Origin of the sequence: Thalassospira indica (assembly GCF_003403095.1) — a bacterium.
Lineage (GTDB): Bacteria > Pseudomonadota > Alphaproteobacteria > Rhodospirillales > Thalassospiraceae > Thalassospira > Thalassospira indica.
On the sequence record NZ_CP031555.1, the window covers coordinates 2,184,917 to 2,209,478 of the forward strand.

Below are 24,562 nucleotides of genomic sequence, written 5' to 3' on the forward strand. Positions count from 1 at the left end.
CGTGTTGTCGCGGGTCCGGCGGGCTGACCGTGCGCACACGGTAATTATCTCAAAAGCTTGCAGGGAGATTGCCATGCAGGGACGTGTTCAATAATATGAAACTTTCAAACTAAACGTCTGATTTTTTCAACGTAATGCTTTCACGAAGGTCTCCTGCCAATGTCAGTAGCTCTGCCGCCGCTTAGTGATGTGGATTTCCGCCAGTTGCGGATTTTTAGAACCATTGTCGAAAGCAACGGCTTTACTGCCGCTCAGGATGAGCTGGGCATTTCCAGATCGACCATCAGCACCCAGATGTCCGCCCTTGAAACCCGGCTGGGGGTCAAGCTGTGTCGGCGCGGGCGGTCTGGCTTTTCGCTGACCGAACATGGGCAAAAGATCTATAGCGAGGTGATCAAGCTTTTTGCCGCGGCCGACTCTTTCCGGGCCGAGGTCGGGGCCATTCGCGGCAATATGGTGGGGGAGCTTCGCATTGGCGTGGTCGATGCGATGGTCGAAAACCCCAATTGCAAGCTGGATCAGGCGATTGCGCTTTTTCATGAACGGGCACCGGGCGTGCATCCGACCTTTGTTGTCGTCTCCCCCAACCAGATTGAAAATGCGTTGCTCAGCCGACAGATGGAAATCGCCGTCATGCCCAACCAGCCGATGAATGCAGCCGTGCAGATGCAGCAGCTTTTTCACGAAGAACAGACGATGTATTGCGGCAAGGACCACCCGTTGTTTGAAAGTGCGCACGAAAAAATGCCGATCGAACAACTGGCTGAACAGAAATACGCAAGGCGTGGCTATTCGGTGGCGCTGGCGTTTCAGTCGCTTTTCAAACATCCGCCAAGTGCGACGGCCTATGACATGGAGGGGCTAGCCTATCTGATCCGAAGTGGGAAGTTTGTCAGCTTCCTGCCGACCCACTTTGCCCGGCAATGGGTGGGGCGCGGCGAAATGCGGGCGCTGCGTCCCGATCTGCTCAGCTTCAAGATCGGCATGTGTGTCGCCAATTTCCCGCAATCGGTGATGTCACGTATGGCGCGCGTGTTCCGCGAATGTTTGATCGAGGTGCACCCGACCGTGACCGCAATCAAAACCGTGCCGCCGACGCTGGATAAGAAGTGAGGTGGAGGCTGAAGCGGACTTTCAAGAATGTCCTGCTTCGCGCTGATGCCGGATGACCAGAATGGTCACCGTATCCGCGTCTATCCGGTATCGCACGACATAGCCGCTGTCACCGAACTCGATAAGCCATTCCCGAAACGCTTCAGGAAGGTCATCGACCAGTCGGCCAAGGTTCGGGTGGGCGCCAAGCACTTTCACGCCTTGACGGATGGCTTCTCCGGCACGGCGCGCGGCATCAGGGTTTTTTGAGCGCAGAAAGTCACGGAGCCGTTGCAGATCCCGAATGGCTGCCGGTGCAAATCTTACTTGCGGCATTTGGGTGCGGGTAATTCATCGTCCGTTCCCCAGCTTTCCAGCCAGCGGTCGACCTCTTCAGCCGTTGCGTGACGGCCTGTTTGCTGGAACTCTTCCCACGCCTGCACCGTTTCACGCTTTAGCGCCTCGCGCTTCTCTTCGCGTTCGACATATTGCGCGATCGCTTCGCGCATGATCCAGTGCGATGTACGTTGCCGGGCTTCGGCAAGATTCCGAACGCGGCCTTTCATGTCGTCATCGAGCTTGATGGACGTTGCAGATACCATGTGAGCCTCTGAATCAAAAGGTAATACCTTGTGCTACCATAGCTTTCTCAGGCCGTTTTGTCTAGGTTTAGTCCCGCTAGGTTGCCTATCCGATATTGAGAAGGGGCGGCAATCAAAACACTGCCGCCGACGGTGGAAAAGAAATGAGGTGGAGGCGGAAGCGGTTGCGCAAACCAATAACCCTTTTCCTCAATCCCTTTCGGGCGTTATGGTTTCGGCGGGCAGGGGAATTAACCGAAACGGATCATCAAGACCATGCTGTCATCGCTTAATATCCGTCATATGCGCGTGTTTGTCGCAGTTGCCGATCAGGGGAATTTTACCGCTGCGGCCGGGGTTCTGGGGCTGGGCGTGCCTGCGGTTACCGCGACCATTCGCCAGTTTGAGGATGTGACGGGGGCGGCGCTTTTTGATCGTACGACGCGGCAGGTGGCGCTGACCCAGACGGGTGAGCGGTTCTTGCCGATTGCGCGTCGGTTGCTGGCCGATTTTGAAGAGGCGCTTGGCGATCTTGATGCGCTGTCAAAAGGTGTTGGTGGGAAGATTACGATTGCCGCCGCACCGTCCGTTTTGACCCGCATTTTACCCACCGTGATTTCCGAATTTGTTGCCACCCATCCCGATGCGCGCATTCGACTTGATGAACGAAATGCCGGTGAAGTGCATGAGGCGGTGGCGAGTAATGCCGCCGATTTCGGTATTGCCGGGGAATGGCAGGCGTTGCCAGATATTGCCTTTCGCCCGCTGTTTTCCGACCGGTTTGGCGTGCTGTGCCGGGCTGATCACGCATTTGCCCAAAAATCGGTTTTGCGCTGGTCGGATTTGACCGGGCAAAAGCTTGTCGGGTTGGGGCCGGAATCCGGGACCGGGGCGCTGATGGCGCAACCCGGTGTGACCAGCGATCTGTCATCGGACACCATGCCGGTTCTCAGTCCTGCTTTGCGTGACGCGGTGGCGGCGGGCATTCCGGCGGCGAAAACCGTTTTGGCCCGCGCGCAAAAGGCGATGCGGGCCGAGGACAGGGTGCTGCGGTCGCTTGATCCGAACGACAGTAACGCAGCAGAGGAAGACAGCGATATCGCCTTGGGCGCAACCGGCCCGATCCTGCCGCGCCCGATAGTTGAAACATCCAACACCATCACGCTGGCCGCCATGGTCGCGGAAGGGGTGGGGATTACGGTTTTGCCGGAATTGGCCGCACGCGTGTCGGATATGGCGGCCCCGGAAAAGCTGGTGTTTGTGCCGCTGACCACCCCGGAACGCCATCGCCATATCGGCGTGATCACGCGTAAAAGCAAAAGCCTGTCGCCAATTGCGCGGCTGTTCCTTGATCAGGTGATTGCGCTTGCGCCCAAACAGGACCTTCCGGCCAGTTTGACGTGGTATTGAGGAGTGTATATGCGGAGCACATCTTTCACGTTTATCATTTGGGCGAACTTTATGCAGAACTCGTAGATATTTAGGGTTTTCTGGTGGATGTCGAGTGGAGAACGACTAAAAATGCATTCTTTTTCTTCGTGCCTAAGGCGAAATATTCGATGCATCTACGTCAACGAAGATAGTAACTTTTCCATTTATTTGGCGTCGTATACTGAAAAATAATTGGAGCGTTTGGTTCTTGGGGGGATGGAATATGCCACGAAAAAATAGATTACGTTATCACCCTTATTATGGCTTCTCTGAACGCAGAAAGTTTGGGTGGTCATTTAGAGCAATAAATACAGCAAATAAAATTATCAAACTTTTGGGTTCGTTATGGAAGTACTTAGATGTTCCAGCAGATAAGTGGTTCATGTTTTGGCGTGAACATGCCTCAGTGCGAATGCTGATTGAATTTACGGGCGCTGCTATAATTGTTTCAGGTCTAGCTGGTTTGTATCTGGAAATACAAAATCGAAAGGAGGATCGAGCGACACTAAACGCAACACTCCTAGCGCAGATAGCTGACTTGGCAACTTCTAATCACTCTAGCGCAGGCCCAGGAATTGCTTCAATTATGGAGTTGTTGGCAGAAAACAATGTTTCTATGGATAAAATTTCCGTATTTGGGGTGCAATTTCCGGTCTCAACCGATCTATCTTTTTCCAAGCTTGCTAGTGCCAATCTTAGTGGAACGAAAATTAATTTTAGTAACTTTGAGAGCGCAAACCTATTCGAGGCAAACTTGTCCGGTGCATTTCTTTACTCTTCAAATTTCAACAAAGCTAATTTGAAATACGCCGATATTTCGAACGCAAATCTAGCGAATTCTAGCTTGCGAATGGCATCTCTGAGAAATGCGATACTTGTTAGGGCTAACTTAGAAAGAGCTGATTTTACGAGTGCATCTATTAATGATGCTAATTTGAGCCATGCCAAATTGTCGAAAGCCGACCTTAGGCGGGCTACTCTTGTCAACGTCGACTTTAAAGAGGCGGACCTCAAAGAAGCCGATTTTTCAGGGGCGATTCTGAGTGATTCCGATCTTGTAGGAGCAAATCTCAATAACGCTACACTCGCCTTTTCTGTGTTGCAAAGGACCAACCTTAATAAGGCCAGCCTGTACCATGCTGATGTTTCTGGTGCAGATCTTGAAAACGCCAAGCTAATGGAAGCCAACCTAGAGGGCGCCAACCTCGAGACTTCAAGCTTGGTAAGAGCTGACCTTACAAGGGCATATCTTTTTCGAGCCAAGCTGAGAAATGCCGACCTATCATCTGCCTCGCTAGTGGCTGTCACTATGAGTGCTGCAGATCTAACAAGTTCCACGCTTGCAAATGCCGAATTGTCATTTGCAAATCTAACAAATTCGAACCTGACAAATGCGGTCTTTTCGGAAGCCGAGCTATATGCCGTAGATGCAGAAAGTACCAATTTCACAAATTCCGATATGAGACGGTCAAATTTGGCAAAAGCCAACTTCATAAAAGCCAACTTCACGAATGTTGATCTGACGGGAGCCAACCTTTCAGGCGCGAACCTCTCAGGCTCCCAGTTCTCTGGTTCGACTGGACTTACTCAAGAACAGTTAGATACAGCATGTGTAACAGATGAGTTTAGTGATCCTCCCAAACTTCCAGAGGGCCTGGTTTGGCACGGAAAAATATGTCCTAATAGTTCTCGGGGATGATTAGATGTACTTGCAGGACTCTCGGGTCCATGGCCAGTTTGACGTGGTATTGAGGCGGCTTCGCCTTTGGCTCTGTTGCATCGATGCTGGCACATCACGGGATTTGCGACATATCATGACGTGGAGCCTGACATGATGACCCTGTTCCAGGAGATGGCATGAGCGCGCACGCGAAGAACTCGGCAAAGCCCCGCAAGAAGATCAATCTGGCCCTTCAGGGTGGGGGATCGCACGGGGCGTTTACCTGGGGCGTTCTTGATCGGTTGCTTGAGGATGAGGAAATCGAGCTTGAGGCGATTTCGGGCACGTCGGCCGGGGCGATGAACGCCGCCGTGGTGACATCGGGCTTTTGCAAGGGCAAATATGATGGCGCGCGCGAGGATCTTGAGGCGTTCTGGTCGGCAGTTTCAGAAGCCGCGCGGTTCAGTCCGCTGCAACGTTCCCCGATTGATGTTTTGTTTGGCAACTGGTCGCTTGGCAATTCGCCGATGTATCAGTGGCTGGATATGAGTGCGAAAATGTTCTCGCCCTATGATCTGAACCCGGTGGGGGATAATCCGCTGGCGGGGCTTTTGGATGATGTGGTTGATTTTGATCTGCTCAACAAAAGTCCGACCAAGCTTTTCATTACCGCGACCAATGTTGAAACCGGACAAGCCCGGGTGTTTCGCAATCCTGATATCAGTCTGGATGTGTTGCTCGCCTCGGCCTGTTTGCCCAATATCTATAAGACCGTCGAGATTGATGGCGTGCCTTATTGGGATGGGGGGTATTCCGGTAATCCGAGCCTTGGGCCGCTGGTGCGGGAATGTTCAGCCAATGACACGGTTCTTGTGCAGATCAATCCGGTCAAACGGCCGGGGATCCCGAAAACCTCGCACGAGATTTCAAGTCGCCTGAACGAGATTTCGTTTAACAGCAGCCTGGTCAAGGAGTTGCGCATGATGTCGGTGATCCGCAAGGACATGCCAACCCATATGTGCGAAGCCAGCAAATGGGGCACCATGCGCATGCATCTGATTGCCAGTGACGTGATGCTGGAACTTGATCATACCTCGAAAATGAATGCGGAATGGGACTTCATGACCATGCTGCGCGACAAGGGGCGCGAGGCCGCGGGTAACTTCCTTGATGCCCATCGCGGGGATATCGGCGAACGCCCGACGCTTGATCTTGAGCAGTTTGCGCCGGATTATGTCTGATCGATTTGTCGCACACTGAAAGCTGCTTGAATGTCTCACAACCCGACGCCCAAAACCGATCTTGAAAAAATGCAGGCCGGTGAATGGTATTCCTGCCTTGATCCGGAAATCAGCGCCTTGCGCCATCGTGCGTTAGAGGCCTGTCATGAGCACAGCGTGCTGTATCCGGTTGATCGCGGCAATATCGGGCCGAAGTTGCGCGCGCTGTTTGCAAAGTGTGCTGATGACGTGCGGATCGAGGCGCGGTTTCATTGTGCCTATGGCATCAACATCCATCTGGCTGAGGACGTGTTTTTGAATGTCGGCTGCGTGATTTTGGATACAGCACCCGTGAAGATCGGGCGGCATTCGATGCTGGGCCCGAATGTGCAGATCTATTGCGCCGATCATCACCGCGATCCGGAATTGCGCAAGCAACATCTTGAGATCGCAAGGCCCGTGACAATTGGCGACAATGTCTGGATCGGCGGCGGGGCGATCATTCTGCCGGGGATCACGGTTGGGGATGAGGCGATCATTGGGGCTGGGTCGGTGGTGACGCGGGATGTTGCGGCGGGGACCACGGTTGTTGGGAACCCGGCCAAGCCTGTTGCACGGTGATCTCCGACTTCCCAAAAAAAGAGGCAACCGGCCAGGGGTGGACGCGGTTGCCTTAGAACTCATCACGAGCTCCTAGTTGGGACAAACCTAATTCAGGATGTCACAGGGGAAGGGTAAGTGAAAAAGTTCGGCTACTTGGTTCAGGTGACGTCGTCTGTCGCCGGGCGGCGTTTGCGGCCGGTGATCATGGAGCGCACCAGATTTTCATGATGGCGCACGCTGGCGAGGATCACGCCGCCGATATGCAGCAGCACCAGGAACAGCAGGCCGTTTGCCAGCGCCTCGTGGGTTTCTTCCACCCATTCTGATCCCCAGAACATATTGGTGGTGTACATCCAGCCCGTCAGTGCACAGCCGGCCATGGCCAGTATGAGTGCAATGATCATCGCCGCACCGGCCGGGTTATGGCCGACATAGCGGCGTTCGCTGCCAGACAGGATGTCGCGCAGATATCGCAGGGTTGCCGACGGGCTTTTGATGAATTGGGTAAAGCGGGCATAACGGGTGCCGATCAGGCCCCAGACGAGACGCAGTGCAATCAGGCCACCTGCGGCATAGCCCGCCCAGTGATGCAGGCTGTCCCATTCATCGGCCGAGATCCAGGCGATAACGAAACTTGCCGCCAAGCCCCAGTGAAACAGGCGGACAAACGGGTCCCATACTTTGACAGACATGATGCGTGCTACTGACTGTTGAATGCGTTTTCAGGTGTTTCAGAGAGGCGGCTTTGACCGAGGACACCCGTGCAGGCAGGCACGGGGCCGGGGGACAATGTATCGGCCAAAGCCGCACTCACCCGCGGGAGGACCGATTGAGATCAGTCGTCTTCCTTGACGAGCTCAAAAGTCGCCGGGTTGAAATAGGCTTCGACCTTCTTGCCATCGGCCTTGACGGCATAAACTTCGTAGCAGCCTTCATCTTCCTTGATCTTGCGGATTTCCCAGCCCTCGGCCGTCAGCTTTTCCTTGAGCGCATCCATGCTCTGCCATTCGGATTTCGGCACGTTGCAGTAATCATCGCTTGCCTGTGCGACATTCGCACTCAGGCCAAGGGAGGCGGTGGCAAGAAGCGTGGTCGCAAACAGGCCAAGGGCGGCTTTCTTCAAAACAGTGTTTTTCACGGCTCGGTTCCTTCATAAGATAGGGGATATGTCATGATCGGTGCGGAGTATGGCGTGCTTCCCTGACAATAACCTGAACCGGATATTTTCCACCGTTCAGCACACTGTCAGGAAACGTCCTTAACCAAGGCCGATTGTGCAAAGCTTCGGGATGAGGTTGGGGTGCGTATTCTTCTGGTCGAAGATGAATTGATGCTGGCAGACGCGGTGCGCGATCATTTACTCGCCGCGGGTGAGGCGGTTGATCACAGTGCAAGTGTGATCGATGCTGAGATCATGCTGCGCGGGACCAACTATGATGTTTTGCTGCTGGATCTGAACCTGCCCGATGGCAAGGGGCTTGATCTGCTGCGCGATTTGCGCCGCAAGGGATCGGCAACACCGTGTATTATCCTGACCGCACAAGATCAGATTTCGGATCGGATCGAGGGATTGAATGCCGGGGCCGATGATTATCTGGTCAAGCCGTTTGATCTGAACGAGCTCTCGGCGCGTTTGGCCGCCGTGTCGCGGCGCTATAGCGGCAATCCCAATCCGTTTGTCGAACTGGAGGGCGGGGTTGAGGTGGATCTTGCCGGGCGGTCTGTTTTGCGCGATGGCGAACATATCGATCTGACATCGCGTGAATGGGCGCTGTTTGATCAGATGGTCAAACGGCCGGGCCAGACACTTTCGAAACGCCAGCTTGAAGAAGCGCTTTATGAATTCGGGGCCGAGATCGAAAGCAACACGGTCGAGGTTTATGTCAGCCGTTTGCGCCGCAAGCTTGGCAAAGACGTCATCAAGACCGTGCGCGGTGTCGGCTATCGGGTAGAGGGATAAGCAACGCCATGGGTAAAAATCCCAACAGAAGTTTGCAAGCGATCCTGACCCGGCGATTGACGCTTACGGTCGGGGTGTTCTGGCTGGCGGGCTCGGTCCTTGCGGCGATGACGATGTATCATGAAATGCAGGAAGCGTTTGATAACAGCCTTGTCACCACGGCCTATCGCTATGCCCCGCTGATTGATGAGTACCTTAAGGATCATAAGGGTGGTAGCCCGAAAGAAGTCCTGCCTAGCCCGGCCATGGGGGAGATCCTGACCGATGATCACGGCGATGGTGACGGAGACGAGGAGCTTGGCGAAGATTACCTGATGTATCATGTGCGTGATGGCGGCGGGCGGCTTTTGCTGCGGTCGTTCAACGCCGAGGAAGAACCGTTTGAAGCCCCCCTGGTCGAGGGATTTTATAACGAGGAAGATTTCCGCATTTACAGTGCGGTCCTGATGGGCGGACAGCGGGTGATCCAGGTGGCAGAGCCGCTTGAGCACCGGCGCGAGGCGCTGATGGAAAGTGTTCTCGCCCAGTTCCTGCCGATTGCGCTTTTGATTCCGGTAGTGATCATTCAGTTGATTGTCGTGCTGCGCGGCGGGTTGAAACCGATCAAACGCGTGCGTGACGAAATTGAGGAACGCGGCGAAGGCAATCTGCAACCGCTTGAGCAGGACGAAGCCCCCGAAGAAATCAGCACCATCGTCACGGCGGTCAACCGGTTGATGGCAAAGCTTGAGGCGGCACTCAGTGTCGAGCGCAGTTTTACCGCCAACAGTGCGCATGAGTTGCGCACGCCGATTGCCGTGGCGTTGGCACAAACGCAAAGGCTTTTGGCGGAACTGCCCGCGGGGCACGCGGCCCGCAAACGTGCGGTCCAGACGGAAGAGGCGCTTAAACGCCTGTCGCGGTTGTCCGAAAAGCTTTTGCAGCTGGCGCGCGCGGAATCAAGCGGTGGCTTTAGCCCGACGGGGCATAATCAGGATCTTGGCCCGACGCTTAATCTGGTGGTCGAAGACATCCGACGGGCCGGGATGGAAGGGGCGCATATCCGCTTTGATGCCGACAATCTGGCGACATTATCGGCCAATATCGATCTGGATGCCTTTGCGATCTGCATGCGTAATCTGATTGAAAATGCCCTGAAATATGGTGGCGATGAAGAACCTGTTGATATCCGCGTGGTGGAGGGGCATATCGTGCAGGTCGCAAATGGTGGCGCGCCGGTCAGCCCGGATGAACTTGATCAACTGACCACCCGGTTCAAACGATCAAGCAACAAGGCCGATGGTTCGGGATTGGGTCTGGCGATTGTCGAGGCGATTGCGCGCAATACCAAGGCCGAGCTCAAGCTCTATTCCCCGCGCCCGGATCATGCGGACGGCTTCATGGCCGAACTTCGTTTGCATCAAAGCTAAGCGGACAAACAGCCCCATAAAACGTCTGACCAGCAATGCAGTCCCGGAAAACCGGTTTGAAGATTTGCGATCATGGCACGGGGTTACCGTTTTATGTTTTGAAATCGAAACGTCATAAATGGCAGTTTTCCGCCATTGTAAACGTTTCAAATGTTCATCAAATTGAAACATAAGCGTTATCGAACTGACTTCTTCATTGGGTATGGTTTGTCCCGTCGAAGGAGTTTTGTGGTTCATGACGTCCAAACCCACCATGCGCAATGTTGCCGCGAAGGCCGGCGTTTCAATCGCGACCGTATCACGGGTGATCAATTGCCCTGATGAGGTTCCGACTGAGACGGTTGAACGCGTGCGTGCGGCCATGGCGTATCTGAAATATCGGCCAAACATGAATGGCCGACGCCTTAAAATGGCGCAGACGCGGTCGGTCGGGGTGTTGGTGCCAACCATGGCCAACCCGGTTTTTGCGACATCAGTGCAAGGGATCGAGCAGGCTGCCAATGAAGATGGCCTGACCGTTCTTTTGACGTCATCGGAATATGACCCGGAACGGGAATTGGGCGCGGTGTCGACATTGCTCAATAACCGGGTGGACGGGTTGATCCTGACATTGGCCAATGCCGATGATAATCGCGTGATCGACCTTTTGATCAGTGAAAATATCCCGTTTGTGTTGCTGTTTAACCAGCCAAACCGAACCGATGTCGCCGCCATCAGTGTTGATAACGCCAAGTCTGCCTATGACATCACGCAAGCGATGATCGGACAGGGCCATCGTAAGCTTGCGATGGTGGCTGGTCACTTTGAAAGTTCGGACCGGTCGCGCCAGCGTTATGACGGGTTTTGTCAGGCCATTGACGATGCACAACGGAACGACGGGGCGCCGATGGCGGCCCCGCGCCTGTGTCAGGTGGGGTTTGGCGAGACCGATCTTGAGAGCATCCTTGAAGATTTTCTGACCGGGCCGGATGCGGTGACCGGTCTTGTTTGTTCCACCGACATGCTGGCGATTGCCGCTATGAGCGCATGCCGCAGCCACGGGCTTTCGGTCCCGGGGGATGTGTCGGTCGGGGGCATTGACGGAATTGCGGTGGGTGGGCTGATCACACCGAAACTGTGTTCGGCCGTTCAACCCACCCAGAAGATGGGCCAGCAGGCGCTTGCATTCCTGCTGGGCCTGATAAGGGGGCAGACAGAACCGCAAAGTTTGCTTTTGCCCCATCAACTTAGCACGGGTGAGTCGATCGGACCTGCCCGGCATTAGTCATCACCCCGATTATAGGGAGATCAAAAGTGCGTTTCAAACAACTTGTTATGGGTGTGAGCCTTGCGGTTGCTGCGACCGCGGCACAGCCTGCCTTCGCCGATGAAGCGGCCATCTGCTATAACTGCCCGCCGGAATGGGCGGACTGGGGCGGACAGCTCAAGAATATTTCAAAGGATCTTGGCATCGACGTCCCGCAGGACAACAAAAACTCGGGTCAGACCCTGTCGCAGCTTCTGGCAGAAAAAGACAACCCGGTTGCAGACGTTGCTTATTACGGGGTGTCGTTTGGCATCAAGGCCAAAGAAGCCGGTGTCGTCCAGAATTACAAGCCGACCAATTTTGACGCCATCCCCGATGGTTTGAAAGATCCGAACGGTGGATGGTTTGCCATTCATTCGGGTACGATTGGCCTGTTTGTCAATGTTGATGCGCTTGACGGTGCGCCGGTTCCGCAAAGCTGGAATGATCTTTTGAAGCCGGAATACAAAGGCATGGTCGGGTATCTTGACCCGTCAAGCGCCTTTGTCGGCTATGCCGGTGCGGTTGCGATCAACCGTGCAATGGGCGGATCGCTTGACGATTTCACCCCGGGTATCGAGTTCTTCAAGAAATTGAAGGAAAACGATCCGATCGTCCCGAAACAGACCGCCTATGCACGCGTTCTGTCGGGCGAAATTCCGATCCTGCTTGATTACGATTTCAATGCCTATCGCGCGAAATACAAAGACAGCGCGAATGTTGAATTCGTTATCCCGTCCGAGGGTACGGTTACGGTGCCGTATGTCATGAGCCTGGTTGCCAACAATCCGCATGGCGAGAATGGCAAAAAGGTTCTGGATTATGTGATGTCAGACAAAGGTCAGGCCCATTGGGCAAATGCCTTCCTGCGTCCGGTGATCCCGAGTGCAATGTCGCCGGAAGCTGCATCCAAGTTCCTGCCGGAAGCCGACTATGCCCGTTCCCAGCCGGTTGATTACGCCAAGATGGCAGCCGTGCAAACCGGGTTCTCCGACCGTTATCTTTCCGAGGTACGTTAAGTGTCGATCGACCTTGATTTGAAGGAGGGGCGTTCGCGCCCTTCCTTGCTTTCATCCTTTATGACCCCGCGTGCGGCGGCAGCGAGCCCGGCGATCCTGTCGATCCTGCTGATCCCGGGGCTTGTGATTGTGGCGGCATTCTTTTTGATCCCGATTGCGCGGGTTGCGTTTGAAGTTGGCAACGGTCCGGAAGGCTGGGCGACTTATTTGCTGATCCTGACCAACGGGCGGTATCTTGAAAGCCTGATCCAGACGCTTGCGATGTCGGCAGGTGTGACAGTGATGGCGTTGATCCTGTGTGCAATTGTCGGGCTGTTTTTGGTGCGCAACAGATTTGCCGGGCGCAGCATTTTGATTGGAACATTGACCCTGCCACTGTCCTTTCCGGGCACTGTGGTTGGTTTCATGGTGATCATGCTGGCCGGGCGGCAGGGCGTGATTGGCGGGCTGACGGATGCAGCCTTTGGGTCCAAACTGGTCTTTGCTTATGACATTGCCGGTCTTTTTATCGGCTATCTGTATTTTTCGATCCCGCGTGTGATCTTGGCGGTAATGGCATCTGCCGAAAAGCTTGATGTGCAGCTTGAAGAAGCGGCACGGTCGTTGGGGGCGTCGCGGTTTCGTGTGATTTGCGATGTGATTTTGCCCGGCCTGATGCCCGGTCTGATTTCATCAGGGGCGATTTGCTTTGCGACCGCGATGGGCGCGTTTGGCACGGCCTTTACATTGGCGACCGATATCGATGTGTTGCCAATGGTGATCTATACCGAGTTCACCCGTAACGCCAATATCCCGGTGGCGGCAGCTCTCAGCATTGTTTTGGGCCTGATTACCTGGGCCTGCCTTGCGGCCGTGCGCAGCTTTACCGGCGAGGGCAAGAATATCGCCGTGCGGGGAGGGGCATAATATGAGACGCACTGGTATCTTTTATGCCCAGCTTGGCCTGACCATTTTGCTGTGCCTGTTTATCGTTATCCCGATTGTGATGTCGGCCTTGGCGGGGGTAACGGTCAATGTGTTTCAGGGATTGTCTTCGGGCTTGACACTGCGCTGGATTTTCGAGGTCTGGGACCTTTATGCATCAAGCATATTCTTGTCATTGTGGCTGGCGGTTGCGTGTCTGTTCGTCACGCTGATTGCCGGTGTGCCGTTGGCGTATGTTCTGGTGCGCAAACCCGGCCGTGCCACCCGGTTGTTTGAGGAATTGCTGACCCTGCCGGTGGCGATCCCCGGTCTGGCATTGGCTTTGGCACTTTTGATTACCTATGGCGGGGTCAGTGGATATCGATCCAGTTGGCTTTTCATCCTGACCGGGCATGTGTTGTTTACCTTGCCCTTCATGGTGCGCTCGGTTGCGGCTGTGATGTCGGCGATGGATATGAAAACCCTTGAAGAGGGCGCAGCCAGCCTTGGTGCCGGGTTCTGGCGGCGGTTTTTCACGGTCATCGTGCCCAATGCCAAGCCGGGCATTCTGGCCGGTGCGTTGATGGTGGTGACCCTGTCGGTCGGGGAATTCAACCTGACCTGGATGTTGCATACGCCGCTGACCAAAACGCTGCCAGTCGGGCTTGCCGATGCCTATGCCTCCATGCGGCTTGAGATCGGCAGCGCCTATACCCTGATTTTCTTTGTACTGATCATGCCGTTGCTGATTGCCATGCAAATACTGGCAAACCGTGGCAGCAAGCCTGCACGAACAACCGCGACGGCGGAGGATAAATAATGACCATTTCCCAGAACAAGGCAGGGCGGGCGCAAGACGCCGGAACTGCGATTAAGCTGACAAACTGTGCCAAGACCTTTGCCGATGGCACACGCGCACTGATGCCATTTGATCTGTCGATCAATGCGGGCGAGACGCTGGTTTTGCTTGGCCCTTCAGGCTGCGGCAAAACAACGATCTTGCGCATGATTGCCGGACTGGAGTTCGCCGATGCGGGTGGTGCGATCCATTTTGGTGACGACGATGTTACCCGCCAGTCGATTGAGCAGCGCCGGGTGGGGATGGTGTTTCAATCCTATGCGCTGTTTCCCAATATGACCGTGGCAGAAAACGTCGCCTATGGCCTTAAGGTGCAGAAGGTTGCCAAGGCAGAACGCGATCAGCGCGTGCGTGAGATGCTGGAAATGATGCATATCGACATGCTGGCGGATCGCCGGGTTGATCAACTTTCCGGTGGCCAGCGACAGCGTGTGGCACTGGCGCGTGCCATTGCGCCGCGTCCGCGTGTGTTGCTGCTTGATGAGCCGTTGACGGCGCTTGATGCCAAGCTGCGTGTGCGGCTGCGCACCGAGATCAACGCGCTTTTGCGCAAGCTTGGCATCACAGCGATTTACGTCACCCATGATCAGGAAGAAGCCATGGCACTGGGCGACCGGATTGTCGTGATGCAAAAGGGTGAAATCGCGCAGATCGGGACACCACAGGAAATCTATCGTGCGCCGAAAACCCCGTTTGTGGCCGACTTCGTCGGGGCAAGTAATTGCCTGAAGGTCGATATCGAAAACGGGCGGGCGTTGCTGGGCCTTGTGGATGTTGATGTGTCGCGTGCATGGAACGCCAACCCCGCCACAGATGGCCTGTCGGAGATCTATTTCCGGGCAGATGGGCTTATGCTGTGTGCGCCCGATGATGCGCATTTCACGGCAACCGTCGAGGCGGTGTCGTATCTGGGGGAAAAGCTGCGTGTGACAGTGGCCGGGATCGGCGATGATGCGGTGATGGTTGATGCCGATCCAGACAGTGTGGTGACGTTGGGGGAAACGGTGCATTGCCGCTTGGTGCCTGAAAAACTGACCGTGTTTGCAGCGAACTAAATTCGCAAATCCCAAGAAGAATAAAATCGAGATACGAGAGAATTAAAAGCATGCTTATTGCGCAACTAACCGATTTGCATATCGGTGCCGGACGGCGTTTGGCCTATCGCAAGGTGGATACGGCAAGCGCCCTTGAACGGGCGGTAGAACGGGTCAATACCATGGTGCCAAAACCGGACATGGTTTTGTTCACCGGTGATATCGGTGATCTGGGCACGGTCGAAGAATACGCACTGGTGCAAGACATCTTGCGGGGCCTTACGGTGCCATTTTACATGATCCCGGGCAATCATGACCAGCGCGGCCCATTGCGTGCAGCCTTTCCCGATGCGATCCCGGTTGCGGAAGGAATGGACTATATCAATTACGTACTTGATGCCGGGCCAATTCGCCTGATCGGGCTGGATAGTCTGGATGAAGGACGGCCAGAGGGGATGTTATGTTGTGACAGGCTTGATTGGCTGGAGCGCACCCTGAATGACGGGGATAACCGGCCGTGCGTTTTGTTTGTGCATCATCCGCCTGTCGAGGTCGGCATCCGGCATATGGATGAGCAGCGTCTTTTGACCGGGGCCAAGACGCTTGCCCAGATTGTATCAGCCCGCAAGGAACGCATTCAGGCGATTTTATGCGGCCATGTGCACCGCCCGATCCATACAAGATGGGCGGGCGTGCCTTTGATTGTTGCCCCGTCGATCGCCCATCAGGTGGCGCTGGATTTACGTGAAGACGGACCATCGGCCTTTGCCATGGAGCCGCCGGCCATGCATTTGCATCGCTGGGACGAGGAGCAGCATTGCCTGCTGACGCATCTGGCCTATGTCGAACACTATGACGGGCCATATCCGTTCTTTGATAAGAACGGCAAACTGATTGTCTGACGATGGCGGGTGGGCCTATTTGCCCACCCCGACCTTGATTGCCAGTTTGCGCAGCGGCCCGATACGGTTAAGCGCGGATAAGCCGACATAGCGCAGGTCACGCAGCGTTTTGGGTTCAAACATCGATGCGCGGTTGAGCAGGTCAATGCCGCCGACGCGGGCGACGGTTTTGGGCAGTTGGCGGCGTTCGTAGGATTTCAGAAGTGGGGTCGCGCCAATGTCTTCGCCATGCAGTTTGGCCTTGGCCATCAGTTCGGCCAGGGTTTCGATGTCATGCAGGCTCATATTAAGCCCCTGTGCGCCAATCGGCGGCACTACGTGGGCGGATTCCGCAATCAGGGCAAGGCGGGCGGCAATCAGGCGCGACGGCACTTGCGAGATCATTGGCCAGACGGCGCGCGGGCTTGCGACCGTGAGAGGCCCAAACAGGTTCATGGTGTCGTGGGTGATTTCGGCCGACAGGGCCTCGTCACTCATGGCATTGAGTTCATCGGCGCGGGCAGCTGGCACCATCCAGACGACGGACGAGCAGGGCTTGCCATCAAGGTCGGGCATGGGCACGAGTGTTAGTGGACCGCCAGTGCGGTGAATTTCGGTCGAGATGTTGTCATGCGGTTTGTTGTGGGTGACGACAAACACCAGCGCACTTTGATCATAGGCCCAGCGTTTGTGTTTGATCCCGGCCATGTCGCGCAAGGATGAATTGCGACCATCGGCGGCAATGACGACTTTTGCCCGCACGGTCTGGCCATTGGACAGGGTTACTTCGCCATAGCGCGAGGTGCCTTTGAACGCGGTCACGGTGGTGGAAAAGCGGAAATCGACATTATCAAGCTCAGCCAGGCGCGCCATCAGGGCGACGCGGGCCGCCTTGTTCGAGACGTTCCAGCCAAAGAAGCCGTTCTTGGTTTCAGAACCATCAAAGTCGGCAGTTTCGCGCGGGGTGCGTTCCGTGCCGCCGGCATCAACAATCCGCATGACGCGAAGCTCAGCCCCGGTCGGTTTGATGGCATCCCAGACGCCAGCTTTTTTTAGGGTTTCGATGCCCGGCTCAAGGAAGGCGGTGGTGCGCAAATCCGTGCCTTCGCCGATGTCGGAGGGGGCCGGGTCGACAATCACGATCTGATGGCCATCGGCGGCAAAACGTGCCGCGGCACTCATTCCGGCGATCCCGCCGCCTGCAATCAGAATATCGGTTTCGATCATGACTGTTTATCCCATTCTTTGGCCGGATATCGCACGTACATCTGTGCGACCGTGACCGGCAAATCGTTGCGGGCAATGTGCCCTGTTGGGTCACTATACGCAACGATTTTGCCATCCGTTTTGATCCAGATTACGGCAAGGCGATTTTGGCGGTTGGCGATAAGGCGGGCGCGGGGATTGCCCCATAAGGAAAATTGGGCCATTTTGGGAGTGCCTTCCGTCAGGAGCGCCTTCCGCCACCACCCCAAAAACAAGGAATAAGATCATGCTCGCCTGGGTATATCTGTTTATTGCGATCAGTCTTGAGGTGATCGGGACGATATCGCTTAAATTCTCGGATGGATTTACCGATTGGCGTTTTACGGTATTAAGCCTTGGCGTTTATGGCCTGAGCTTCTGGTTTTTGTCGATGACGCTGCGCATCATTCCGGTCGGAACGGCCTATGCGGTGTGGGCCGGGCTCGGTACGGCATCGGTCGCCCTGATTGGCTGGTTGTTCCTGAAGGAACCGATGACCGCAGTTAAGGCGGTGTTGTTGCTGATGATCATTGGCGGGGTGGTCGGGCTCAAGACCATCAGCACAGAAAGTTGACATCGTTAACTTGTGGGCATCATTGCAGTGGCACACGCCTTGATGTCCTGTTCGATATCAAGGTGTTTGGGGTCCCAGCCCAGTTCACGCATGGCCTTGGCGCTGCTGAGATGTTGATGATAGCCAAGCCCGTCTGCCCAATCCCCATAACGGGCCATCGCGGTTTGTGTGCTGATCGTTTCAAACTGGCAGTTTTCAATGGCGAAATGTCTGGCGATCAGCTTGGCAACAGCAGCATTTGAAACACCGTTGATCGCAACCCCGATATAGCTGGAACCGGGTTTGGCATTGGTCAGTGCACGGTAATAAAGATCGGCCAGATCATCGGCGTGGACCATGGGTTGATCAACATGGTCGCCGCCAACAATGGTGATCATTTTGCTGCTTTGGGCGGATGTGATGGCGCGTTCAAACAGGCCTGTATGACCATTGCGGCCAGTGGCATAGACACATCCGGGATGAATGATGATGCCATGCAGTTTTTCATCGCCAAGAATGCGGTTTAGCCCGGCAATCATCCAGTCAAATTCCGGCAAAGAGGAAAAGGGCATTGTTTCATCGCCGACCTGTCCCGGTTTGGTTTGGGGGTAGCTCCAGACGCCGCCGGTATAGAGGAAACGTATCTGGCCTGGCATGCGATGAAGGGCCGGGATCAGGTGATCGAGCAGATTGGCATCAATACGGGGCATCTGATCGGAAAAATCACAGGCCGTGTGAATGACGGCATCAACATCGGGGAGGCCGTTGACCCAGGCGATCGGGTTGGTGATATCGCCCCGGATTGGCGTTGCGCCAAGACGCACGAGCATTTCGTGGCTGGCGCGTGATCGGGCAAGGGCGAAAACATCGTGTTGATGATGGATCAGATTTTCAACAATGGCCGAGCCGATCAGGCCGGTGCCACCTGTGACAAAGACGCGCATTCTGTTTCCCCATACGGATGTGATGCGATCCTTGTCCGACCTTAACCGTGGTTGAGGTCAAGAACGTTTTTAGAGCCACATCGGAATGATGGAGGCGATCAAAAGTGCACCCAGCGTTACATTGACCGTTCGCCACTGCCAATCCGATGTGAGTAACAACGACAGGCTTAGGCCCAATGCGCACCAAAGCGCCATCGACAAAAAACCGGAAAAGGCAAAGGCACTGCCCAGAATAATCGCCAGTTCGGTCGGGTCCTGTGCGATGGCAGAAAAGGACGCTGCCGCGCCGATGGTGACAGCCCAGCCTTTCGGGTTCAGCCACAGCAAGCCAAAGGCGCCAAGAAACGGGATGGGTTGGCTTTGTTCTGCGCCATCGGTTTCAAGCTTTTGGGCAGAAGGGGGCGGCGGGGCCATGGCGATTTTGAAGGCCAGCCACACCAGATAGCTGGTGCCGATCAGCTTGGTGATGAGTTCAATGGACGGAAATGCGCGCACAAGGTTTGCCAGCCCAAGCGCGCCTGCAACGGCGAGTGTGAGCATGCCGATTGAAATGCCCATGATGAATGGCACAGAACGGCGAAAGCCAAACTGTGCGCCCGACGCAGTTGCAAGGGTTGTCGCCCCGCCCGGCGACAGGGCCGCGGCCAGGGTAAAGGACAAAACGGGCAGCAGGGTTTCGATCATTCTATCGTCCAGCAGTGGCTCGGGGCAAATGGCGGATGTTATGCATGGACCATCAGAAAACAATTCTTTGCATCAGGAAAGCGAATGTTCATTATGGATGGCATTACCTTTGTTAATGCTGTTGTTGATGTCGCGGCTGGATCGGCGGGGAACCCATGCGAAACCTTGATGTGGCGCTTTTGCGCGCCTTTGTAACGGTGGCCGAAACCGGCAGCATGACCGGCGCGGCAGAGGTGCTTAACCTGACGCAAGGGGCGGTGAGCCAGCAGATCAAGCGGCTTGAAACCGCATTCGGCTGCGGCTTGTTTGAACGCGCGCGCAAGGGATTGCGCCTGACCCAGAATGGGGAGCAATTGCTGCGCAAGGCGCAAAGGATGCTTTTGCTCAATGACGAGATCTGGCAGGACATGACCGGGGCGGGCCATGTTGGCAAGCTTACCGTTGGCATTCCCTATGATCTTGTCGGCACGTTTATGCGCACGCCACTTCGCAAGTTTTGCGATCACTATCCGGGGATCGAGCTTTCGCTACGGTGCCACAGTTCATCGGAACTGCGGAGCATGGTCAATAGTGGCGAGATTGATATTGCGCTGGTCGAGGAGCCGGTCGGGCAGATTGCCGGTGATTGCCTGGCCGTCGCGCCACTGGTCTGGGTCGGGGCAAAATCGGGCAAGGCGCAAACAAAACGCCCGTTGCCGGTGTCACTGGTCAGTCGTGAATGTGCGTTCAGACCGGCGGTGATAGACGCACTTGATCAGGCAGGCATTACATGGCGCAGCGTGTTTGAAAGCGGCAATATCGAAGCGACTGCCGCAACTGTGCGATCGGATTTGTCGGTTACGGCCTTTTTGTTGGGCACAATTCCCGATGATCTTGAGGCGCTTCGCGGTGATCATGACCTGCCGGAATTGCCGACATTTGCCATTTGCCTGATGGAAAAGGCGGGGTCACATAACGATGTACGCGACGTCTTTGCCCAGATGGTGCGCACGCATTTTCATCAGATGTAATTGCCCAAAAGAAAACACCGACCAGTTGTGCTGGTCGGTGCATGATTTCAAACGTCTGAATGGCGATTAGATGACTTCGAAGATGCCATCAATTTCAACAGCCACGCCGAGCGGCAGGGCAGCAACGCCAACGGCCGAGCGGGCATGCTTGCCAGCATCGCCGAAGATTTCGACCATGGTGTTCGACGCGCCATTGACGACTTTCGGCTGATCGGTGAAATCCGGGGCCGAATTGACAAAGGCGTTCAGTTTGACAACACGGGTGACCTTATCAAGATCGCCGATGGCGGCCTTGAGCTGTGCGACAAGGTTAAGCGCGCACAGGCGGGCGGCCTTCTGACCGGTTTCTACGTCATAATCGGCACCGAGTTTGCCGACAAATTTCAACTCGCCATTTTCCATGGTGATCTGACCGGAAATATGCACCAGCTTGCCCGAGATGACATAGGGCACATAGTTCGCAACCGGTGCAGTCGCAGTCGGCAGGGTGATGCCGAGATCGGCAAGATGCGCGTCAATTTTACCAGCCATGATGATCCATCCTTTTGCTTGGCAGATGTTCAAATTTGCCCCCAACTTATCGGGGTTGGGAGGCAAACAAAACAGTTTCTTTGTATCGATGCAATTGGGCGCTGGGGCGTTGCGGCAAGTGTTTGTGCGATCGTTTCAAACAGTTGAATAAAATCAAATTGCCATAAGGGGAAAGGCCCGTAACAATGGGGTATTGGCAGCACGGCGAAAACCTGCTGCCTTGTTTTTGGGGTTTTGATGCGGGGCAAACCGCGTAAGGGTTGGGTGAGATGACGTTGCGGGATCGGTTCGGGAGTGTTCATGGTGGCTGGATTGCCCTTTTGGGGGTTTTGATCCTGTCGCCCGATGCGCTTTTGCTGCGTCTGATTGCGGCCGATGACTTTACAACCGCGTTCTGGCGGCTGGGCTTTTTGACCGTGGCGCTTTTGCTGGTGGCACTTTGGAACGGGGCCAAGCGGGGCGAAGGCATCGTGCAATCGATCCGGCCCAACGGGTTCGAGATGTTGACCGGTCTGTTTTACGGCGGAACCTGTACGCTTTTCATGTTTTCGGTACGCAATACCGATGCCGCCAATACCCTGATCATTATTGCCGCCACACCGCTTCTGGCCGGGTTGATTGGCGTGTTTATCTTCAAACGTTCCCAGCCGATCCGGACATGGGTTGCCTCGGTCGTGGTGTTTGTTGCCTTGCTTGGCCTGTTCAGTGCCGGTTTTGGCGGGAAAAACGCGCTTGGCGATATGCTGGCCCTTGGCGCTGCGATCTGTATGGCGGGTTATTTCAATGTGCTGGGTGCCAAGCCCGAAGTGGACGCGCTTAAGGGTATGTTGTTTGGCGCGTTTGTGGTTACACTGATCCTGCTGCCCGGTGCCGCACCGTTATCGCCAGTTGGTCTGGACTGGGTCTGGCTTTTGATGCTGGGATTTTGGGTGTTGCCAGTGTCATTCCTGTTGATCGCCCATGCATCGCGCAAAATTCCGGCCGCCGAGGTCAGCCTGATTATGCTTAATGAAGCGATCTTTGGATCGTTTTTGGTCTGGGTGTTTGTCAATGAAGTGCCCGACGAAATGACGCTGATCAGCGGGGCGGTGGTGATCACCACGCTTGTTATTCACAGCCTTTTGGGGCTGCGCGCCAGCAAGCGTGCAAGCAAACAAGCAAGGGCTGCGGCCTGACGGACGGATCCGCAAGCAATCCGGGTGACTTCAGCTTGTTGTCAGCTTCGCACTGTATGCGAGGGGCATGGTTCATTGCCCCAAGGATGCCTGGATGCGTCGACTTCGTTCCTTTTTGCACCTTTCACCGATTGATTATCGATTTGGCCTTTTAACACTCGCGGTCTATTTCACGCTGGTTCTGAACTGGAAGGTCCTTAGCCACTTTTACGGAATTCTGGAGGGCCTCGGTGACTTTGACATGGGCTTTGCGATCAGCGCGCCGTTTGTTCTGATCTGTGCGTCACTTGTGGTTTTTGCGCCGTTTTCCTGGCGCTATCTGTTCAAGCCGTTCTTTATTTTCCTGATTATCACGGGTGCGATTTCGCATTATGCGATGTTGAAATACGGCATCGTGTTCGATCGCGGCATGATCGAAAACGTGGTCGAGACCAATCAGGGCGAGGCGCTTTCATATTTCAATTTGCAGGCCGGATTGTGGTTTGCCGTGACCGGGCTTCTGCCGGCTGCGATGCTGATCCTTGTGCCGCTTAAATTCCCGAAAACGGTTTTGCGCGGGATCGGGCAGCGGGTGGTTTTGATGATCTTGCCGCTTTTGGTGTTGGGCGGGATCGGATCGCTTTATTTCAAGGATTACGCATCGGTCGGGCGCAATCACAAGGTTCTGGGCAAGGAGCTTGTGCCGTCGAACTATATCGCTGGCACGATCCAGTTGGTAAAGCGGCGATATCTTTATGCCGACATGCCGTTTCAAACCATCGGGCAAGATGCCCGCAAGGTCGCGCAGGACGGTGATGATAAACCGACATTGATGTTTCTGGTGATCGGTGAAACCGCACGCGCCCAAAGTGTTGCTGCCAATGGGTACACGCGCCCGACATCGCCCTTTACCAGTCAGATTGACGGCATGCTGGCGTTTCAGGATGTGTCATCGTGCGGCACGGCAACCGCGGTTTCGGTGCCCTGCATGTTTTCGCCGATGGATCATGCCGGTTATGACGGCGACGTCGCACGCCATAGTGAAAGCCTGATGGATGTGCTGGCACATGCCGGTGTCGACGTTCTGTGGAAAGAAAATGACGAGGGCTGCAAAGGGGTGTGTGACCGGGTGCGCCATATCGACATATCACCCGATGATTTCCCCGAAGACTGCGCACTTGGCATCTGCTTTGATGCAGTGATGCTGCGCGGCCTTGAGGGGGAAGTCGCATCCGGTGAACCGCACGATCAACTGATTGCCTTTCACCTGATGGGCAGTCACGGGCCGACCTATTACAAGCGTTATCCCGATGAGCATCGGGCCTTTGTCCCCGATTGCTTGCGCAGTGATATTGAAAATTGCAGCGCCGAAGAGCTGATCAACACCTATGACAATACAATCCGTTATACCGACTATGTCGTCGCCCAATTGACCGAACGCCTGAAAGCCTATCAGGATGATTACAACGTGGTGTTGCTTTATGTTTCGGACCATGGAGAGTCCTTGGGCGAGGGCGGGTTGTATCTGCATGGTGCGCCCTATGTTCTCGCACCCTCTGAACAAACCAAGGTGCCGATGATGATCTGGATGTCGGATGGCTATGCCGATGCCAACCGGATCGAGACCGATTGCCTGAGAGCACAGGCACAAACGGGCCGCTTTTCGCATGACAATCTGTTTTCGACCGTGCTGGGAGCGATGCATGTCGCGACAGGACTATATCGCCCGGAAACAGACATCTTTGCCACCTGTCGGGCACCGGTAATACATGCCGCACGCCGGTGAGGGCGTTGGGCAGGAATTGACATTCCTGATCCGATAATTTAAATGAGTGTACTCAGTGAGTGCGCTCATTTAAACCGGAGGCGTTGATGAATATTCGAGCTGCGCGACGTGAAGAAACGCGCCAGAAAATCCTTGATGCCGCGCGTGACTGTTTCTGTGCCGGGGAATTTGACACTGTCAGCACGCGAGAGATTGCAAAACGTGCCGGCGTTGCCGAAGGAACGATCTTCAATCACTTCCCGACCAAGGAAGATCTTCTGATCTGCTGTGTTGGGCAACAGATGGCAGAGGCGATTGAAAAGGGTCTGTATACGATGGACCCGGAATGGTGCTTTGTGGACAAGATGATGCATGTTGCGTCCTATCGCTTCACGCAGGTGGGGCTTAATCCCGGCTTGTGGCAGGTGATCATGCAGCAGATTGTCTTTTCACCAAGAAAGGGGGCGGTGCATGCCGTTATGGAAAGCAGCGGATTGATTGCAGCCATTCAGGCCCTGATTGAGGAAGCGCAGCTTTCAGGCGAGCTCAACCGTGATTTGCCGCCGGTTTTGATCCAGAAAACCCTGATGTCGTTGTTTTTGTTCACCATCCACGAACATTTCAGTACGCAGAATTTTGACTGCGAGGATATGTGCGGGACCTTGCGTGAATTGCTTGAAGTGCAGGTCAAAGGGATTTGGGCGTCCGAGCCGCACTTGGCAGCATAACGACATAACGG

General features: G+C 55.1%; 26 protein-coding genes. 18 read left to right on the forward strand and 8 right to left on the reverse strand.

The annotated features are described in order from the left end of the window. Positions 1-159: 159 nt before the first annotated feature. Positions 160-1,113: a LysR family transcriptional regulator gene (locus tag DY252_RS10270; protein ID WP_064790376.1), complete on the forward strand. Its 954-nt coding sequence runs from the start codon at positions 160-162 to the stop codon at positions 1,111-1,113. Positions 1,114-1,134: 21 nt separating this feature from the next. Here DY252_RS10270 and DY252_RS10275 read toward each other — a convergent pair whose 3' ends face one another. Further along, complete coding sequence (locus tag DY252_RS10275) at positions 1,135-1,428, reverse strand: type II toxin-antitoxin system RelE/ParE family toxin (RefSeq protein ID WP_064790377.1); 294 nt, start codon at positions 1,426-1,428, stop codon at positions 1,135-1,137. Next, positions 1,416-1,694 (reverse strand): CopG family ribbon-helix-helix protein, encoded by a 279-nt coding sequence (locus tag DY252_RS10280; protein WP_064790378.1) that lies wholly within the window; start codon positions 1,692-1,694, stop codon positions 1,416-1,418. Before DY252_RS10280 ends, DY252_RS10275 begins: the two co-directional genes overlap by 13 nt. 255 nt (positions 1,695-1,949) lie before the next feature. On the opposite strand from DY252_RS10280, the gene DY252_RS10285 reads away from it, so the two are divergent. From DY252_RS10285 to DY252_RS10300, 4 genes are all read left to right on the forward strand, one after another. Further along, positions 1,950-3,083 (forward strand): LysR family transcriptional regulator, encoded by a 1,134-nt coding sequence (locus DY252_RS10285; protein ID WP_064790379.1) that lies wholly within the window; start codon positions 1,950-1,952, stop codon positions 3,081-3,083. Between the two features lie 244 nt (positions 3,084-3,327). Continuing rightward, positions 3,328-4,803 (forward strand): pentapeptide repeat-containing protein, encoded by a 1,476-nt coding sequence (locus DY252_RS10290; protein WP_082923600.1) that lies wholly within the window; start codon positions 3,328-3,330, stop codon positions 4,801-4,803. A 158-nt stretch (positions 4,804-4,961) separates the two neighbouring features. Next, on the forward strand, positions 4,962-6,005 hold the full coding sequence (locus tag DY252_RS10295) for a patatin-like phospholipase family protein (RefSeq protein WP_064790381.1): 1,044 nt from the start codon (positions 4,962-4,964) through the stop codon (positions 6,003-6,005). Between the two features lie 30 nt (positions 6,006-6,035). Then, positions 6,036-6,605 carry a sugar O-acetyltransferase gene (locus tag DY252_RS10300; RefSeq protein WP_064790382.1) on the forward strand — a complete coding sequence of 190 codons (570 nt, stop codon included), beginning with the start codon at positions 6,036-6,038 and terminating at the stop codon, positions 6,603-6,605. Positions 6,606-6,745: 140 nt separating this feature from the next. Here the strand turns inward: DY252_RS10300 and DY252_RS10305 are convergent, their stop codons facing one another. Together DY252_RS10305 and DY252_RS10310 are read right to left on the reverse strand one after the other, a co-directional pair. Further along, positions 6,746-7,279 (reverse strand): cytochrome b/b6 domain-containing protein, encoded by a 534-nt coding sequence (locus tag DY252_RS10305; RefSeq protein WP_064790383.1) that lies wholly within the window; start codon positions 7,277-7,279, stop codon positions 6,746-6,748. Between the two features lie 143 nt (positions 7,280-7,422). Then, positions 7,423-7,725, reverse strand: coding sequence for a PepSY domain-containing protein (locus DY252_RS10310; RefSeq protein ID WP_082923601.1), 303 nt, complete (start codon positions 7,723-7,725; stop codon positions 7,423-7,425). A 162-nt stretch (positions 7,726-7,887) separates the two neighbouring features. On the opposite strand from DY252_RS10310, the gene DY252_RS10315 reads away from it, so the two are divergent. From DY252_RS10315 to DY252_RS10350, 8 genes are all read left to right on the forward strand, one after another. Then, positions 7,888-8,547, forward strand: a complete 660-nt coding sequence (locus tag DY252_RS10315) for a response regulator (protein WP_064790384.1) — start codon at positions 7,888-7,890, stop codon at positions 8,545-8,547. 8 nt (positions 8,548-8,555) lie between these two features. After that, positions 8,556-9,956: an ATP-binding protein gene (locus DY252_RS10320; protein ID WP_064790385.1), complete on the forward strand. Its 1,401-nt coding sequence runs from the start codon at positions 8,556-8,558 to the stop codon at positions 9,954-9,956. A 235-nt stretch (positions 9,957-10,191) separates the two neighbouring features. Then, positions 10,192-11,220 (forward strand): LacI family DNA-binding transcriptional regulator, encoded by a 1,029-nt coding sequence (locus tag DY252_RS10325; protein WP_165374904.1) that lies wholly within the window; start codon positions 10,192-10,194, stop codon positions 11,218-11,220. A 29-nt stretch (positions 11,221-11,249) separates the two neighbouring features. Continuing rightward, a complete protein-coding gene (locus DY252_RS10330) occupies positions 11,250-12,260 on the forward strand; it encodes an ABC transporter substrate-binding protein (protein ID WP_231959811.1) in 1,011 nt (336 codons plus the stop codon). Then, positions 12,261-13,166 carry an ABC transporter permease gene (locus tag DY252_RS10335; RefSeq protein WP_318532890.1) on the forward strand — a complete coding sequence of 302 codons (906 nt, stop codon included), beginning with the start codon at positions 12,261-12,263 and terminating at the stop codon, positions 13,164-13,166. It abuts the gene before it with no gap. 1 nt (position 13,167) lies between these two features. After that, positions 13,168-13,983 (forward strand): ABC transporter permease, encoded by an 816-nt coding sequence (locus tag DY252_RS10340; protein ID WP_064790387.1) that lies wholly within the window; start codon positions 13,168-13,170, stop codon positions 13,981-13,983. Beyond that, positions 13,983-15,077, forward strand: a complete 1,095-nt coding sequence (locus tag DY252_RS10345; protein ID WP_064790388.1) for an ABC transporter ATP-binding protein — start codon at positions 13,983-13,985, stop codon at positions 15,075-15,077. Before DY252_RS10340 ends, DY252_RS10345 begins: the two co-directional genes overlap by 1 nt. A 50-nt stretch (positions 15,078-15,127) precedes the next feature. Further along, positions 15,128-15,958 (forward strand): phosphodiesterase, encoded by an 831-nt coding sequence (locus tag DY252_RS10350; protein ID WP_064790389.1) that lies wholly within the window; start codon positions 15,128-15,130, stop codon positions 15,956-15,958. A 15-nt stretch (positions 15,959-15,973) separates the two neighbouring features. Here DY252_RS10350 and DY252_RS10355 read toward each other — a convergent pair whose 3' ends face one another. After that, positions 15,974-17,164: an FAD-dependent oxidoreductase gene (locus DY252_RS10355; RefSeq protein ID WP_064790390.1), complete on the reverse strand. Its 1,191-nt coding sequence runs from the start codon at positions 17,162-17,164 to the stop codon at positions 15,974-15,976. Positions 17,165-17,429: 265 nt separating this feature from the next. Here DY252_RS10355 and DY252_RS10360 point away from each other — a divergent pair, with 265 nt between their 5' ends. Continuing rightward, a complete protein-coding gene (locus tag DY252_RS10360; RefSeq protein WP_062957772.1) occupies positions 17,430-17,756 on the forward strand; it encodes a DMT family transporter in 327 nt (108 codons plus the stop codon). Positions 17,757-17,761: 5 nt separating this feature from the next. On the opposite strand, the gene DY252_RS10365 is transcribed toward DY252_RS10360, so the two are convergent. Next, on the reverse strand, positions 17,762-18,679 hold the full coding sequence (locus DY252_RS10365; RefSeq protein ID WP_064790392.1) for an NAD-dependent epimerase/dehydratase family protein: 918 nt from the start codon (positions 18,677-18,679) through the stop codon (positions 17,762-17,764). Between the two features lie 69 nt (positions 18,680-18,748). Next, positions 18,749-19,363: a LysE family translocator gene (locus DY252_RS10370; RefSeq protein ID WP_064790393.1), complete on the reverse strand. Its 615-nt coding sequence runs from the start codon at positions 19,361-19,363 to the stop codon at positions 18,749-18,751. Between the two features lie 155 nt (positions 19,364-19,518). On the opposite strand from DY252_RS10370, the gene DY252_RS10375 reads away from it, so the two are divergent. Next, complete coding sequence (locus DY252_RS10375; RefSeq protein WP_064790394.1) at positions 19,519-20,373, forward strand: LysR family transcriptional regulator; 855 nt, start codon at positions 19,519-19,521, stop codon at positions 20,371-20,373. Between the two features lie 66 nt (positions 20,374-20,439). Here the strand turns inward: DY252_RS10375 and DY252_RS10380 are convergent, their stop codons facing one another. Continuing rightward, positions 20,440-20,904, reverse strand: coding sequence for a RidA family protein (locus tag DY252_RS10380; RefSeq protein ID WP_064790395.1), 465 nt, complete (start codon positions 20,902-20,904; stop codon positions 20,440-20,442). A 269-nt stretch (positions 20,905-21,173) separates the two neighbouring features. On the opposite strand from DY252_RS10380, the gene DY252_RS10385 reads away from it, so the two are divergent. The 3 genes from DY252_RS10385 to DY252_RS10395 all read left to right on the forward strand — a co-directional run bounded on the left by DY252_RS10385 (position 21,174) and on the right by DY252_RS10395 (position 24,551). Continuing rightward, positions 21,174-22,079, forward strand: coding sequence for a DMT family transporter (locus tag DY252_RS10385; RefSeq protein ID WP_064790396.1), 906 nt, complete (start codon positions 21,174-21,176; stop codon positions 22,077-22,079). Between the two features lie 94 nt (positions 22,080-22,173). After that, positions 22,174-23,844 carry a phosphoethanolamine transferase gene (locus tag DY252_RS10390; protein WP_064790432.1) on the forward strand — a complete coding sequence of 557 codons (1,671 nt, stop codon included), beginning with the start codon at positions 22,174-22,176 and terminating at the stop codon, positions 23,842-23,844. An 86-nt stretch (positions 23,845-23,930) separates the two neighbouring features. Beyond that, the gene (locus DY252_RS10395) at positions 23,931-24,551 is read left to right on the forward strand and encodes a TetR/AcrR family transcriptional regulator (RefSeq protein ID WP_064790397.1); all 621 of its coding nucleotides are present in this window, start codon (positions 23,931-23,933) and stop codon (positions 24,549-24,551) included. Positions 24,552-24,562 lie beyond the last annotated feature (11 nt).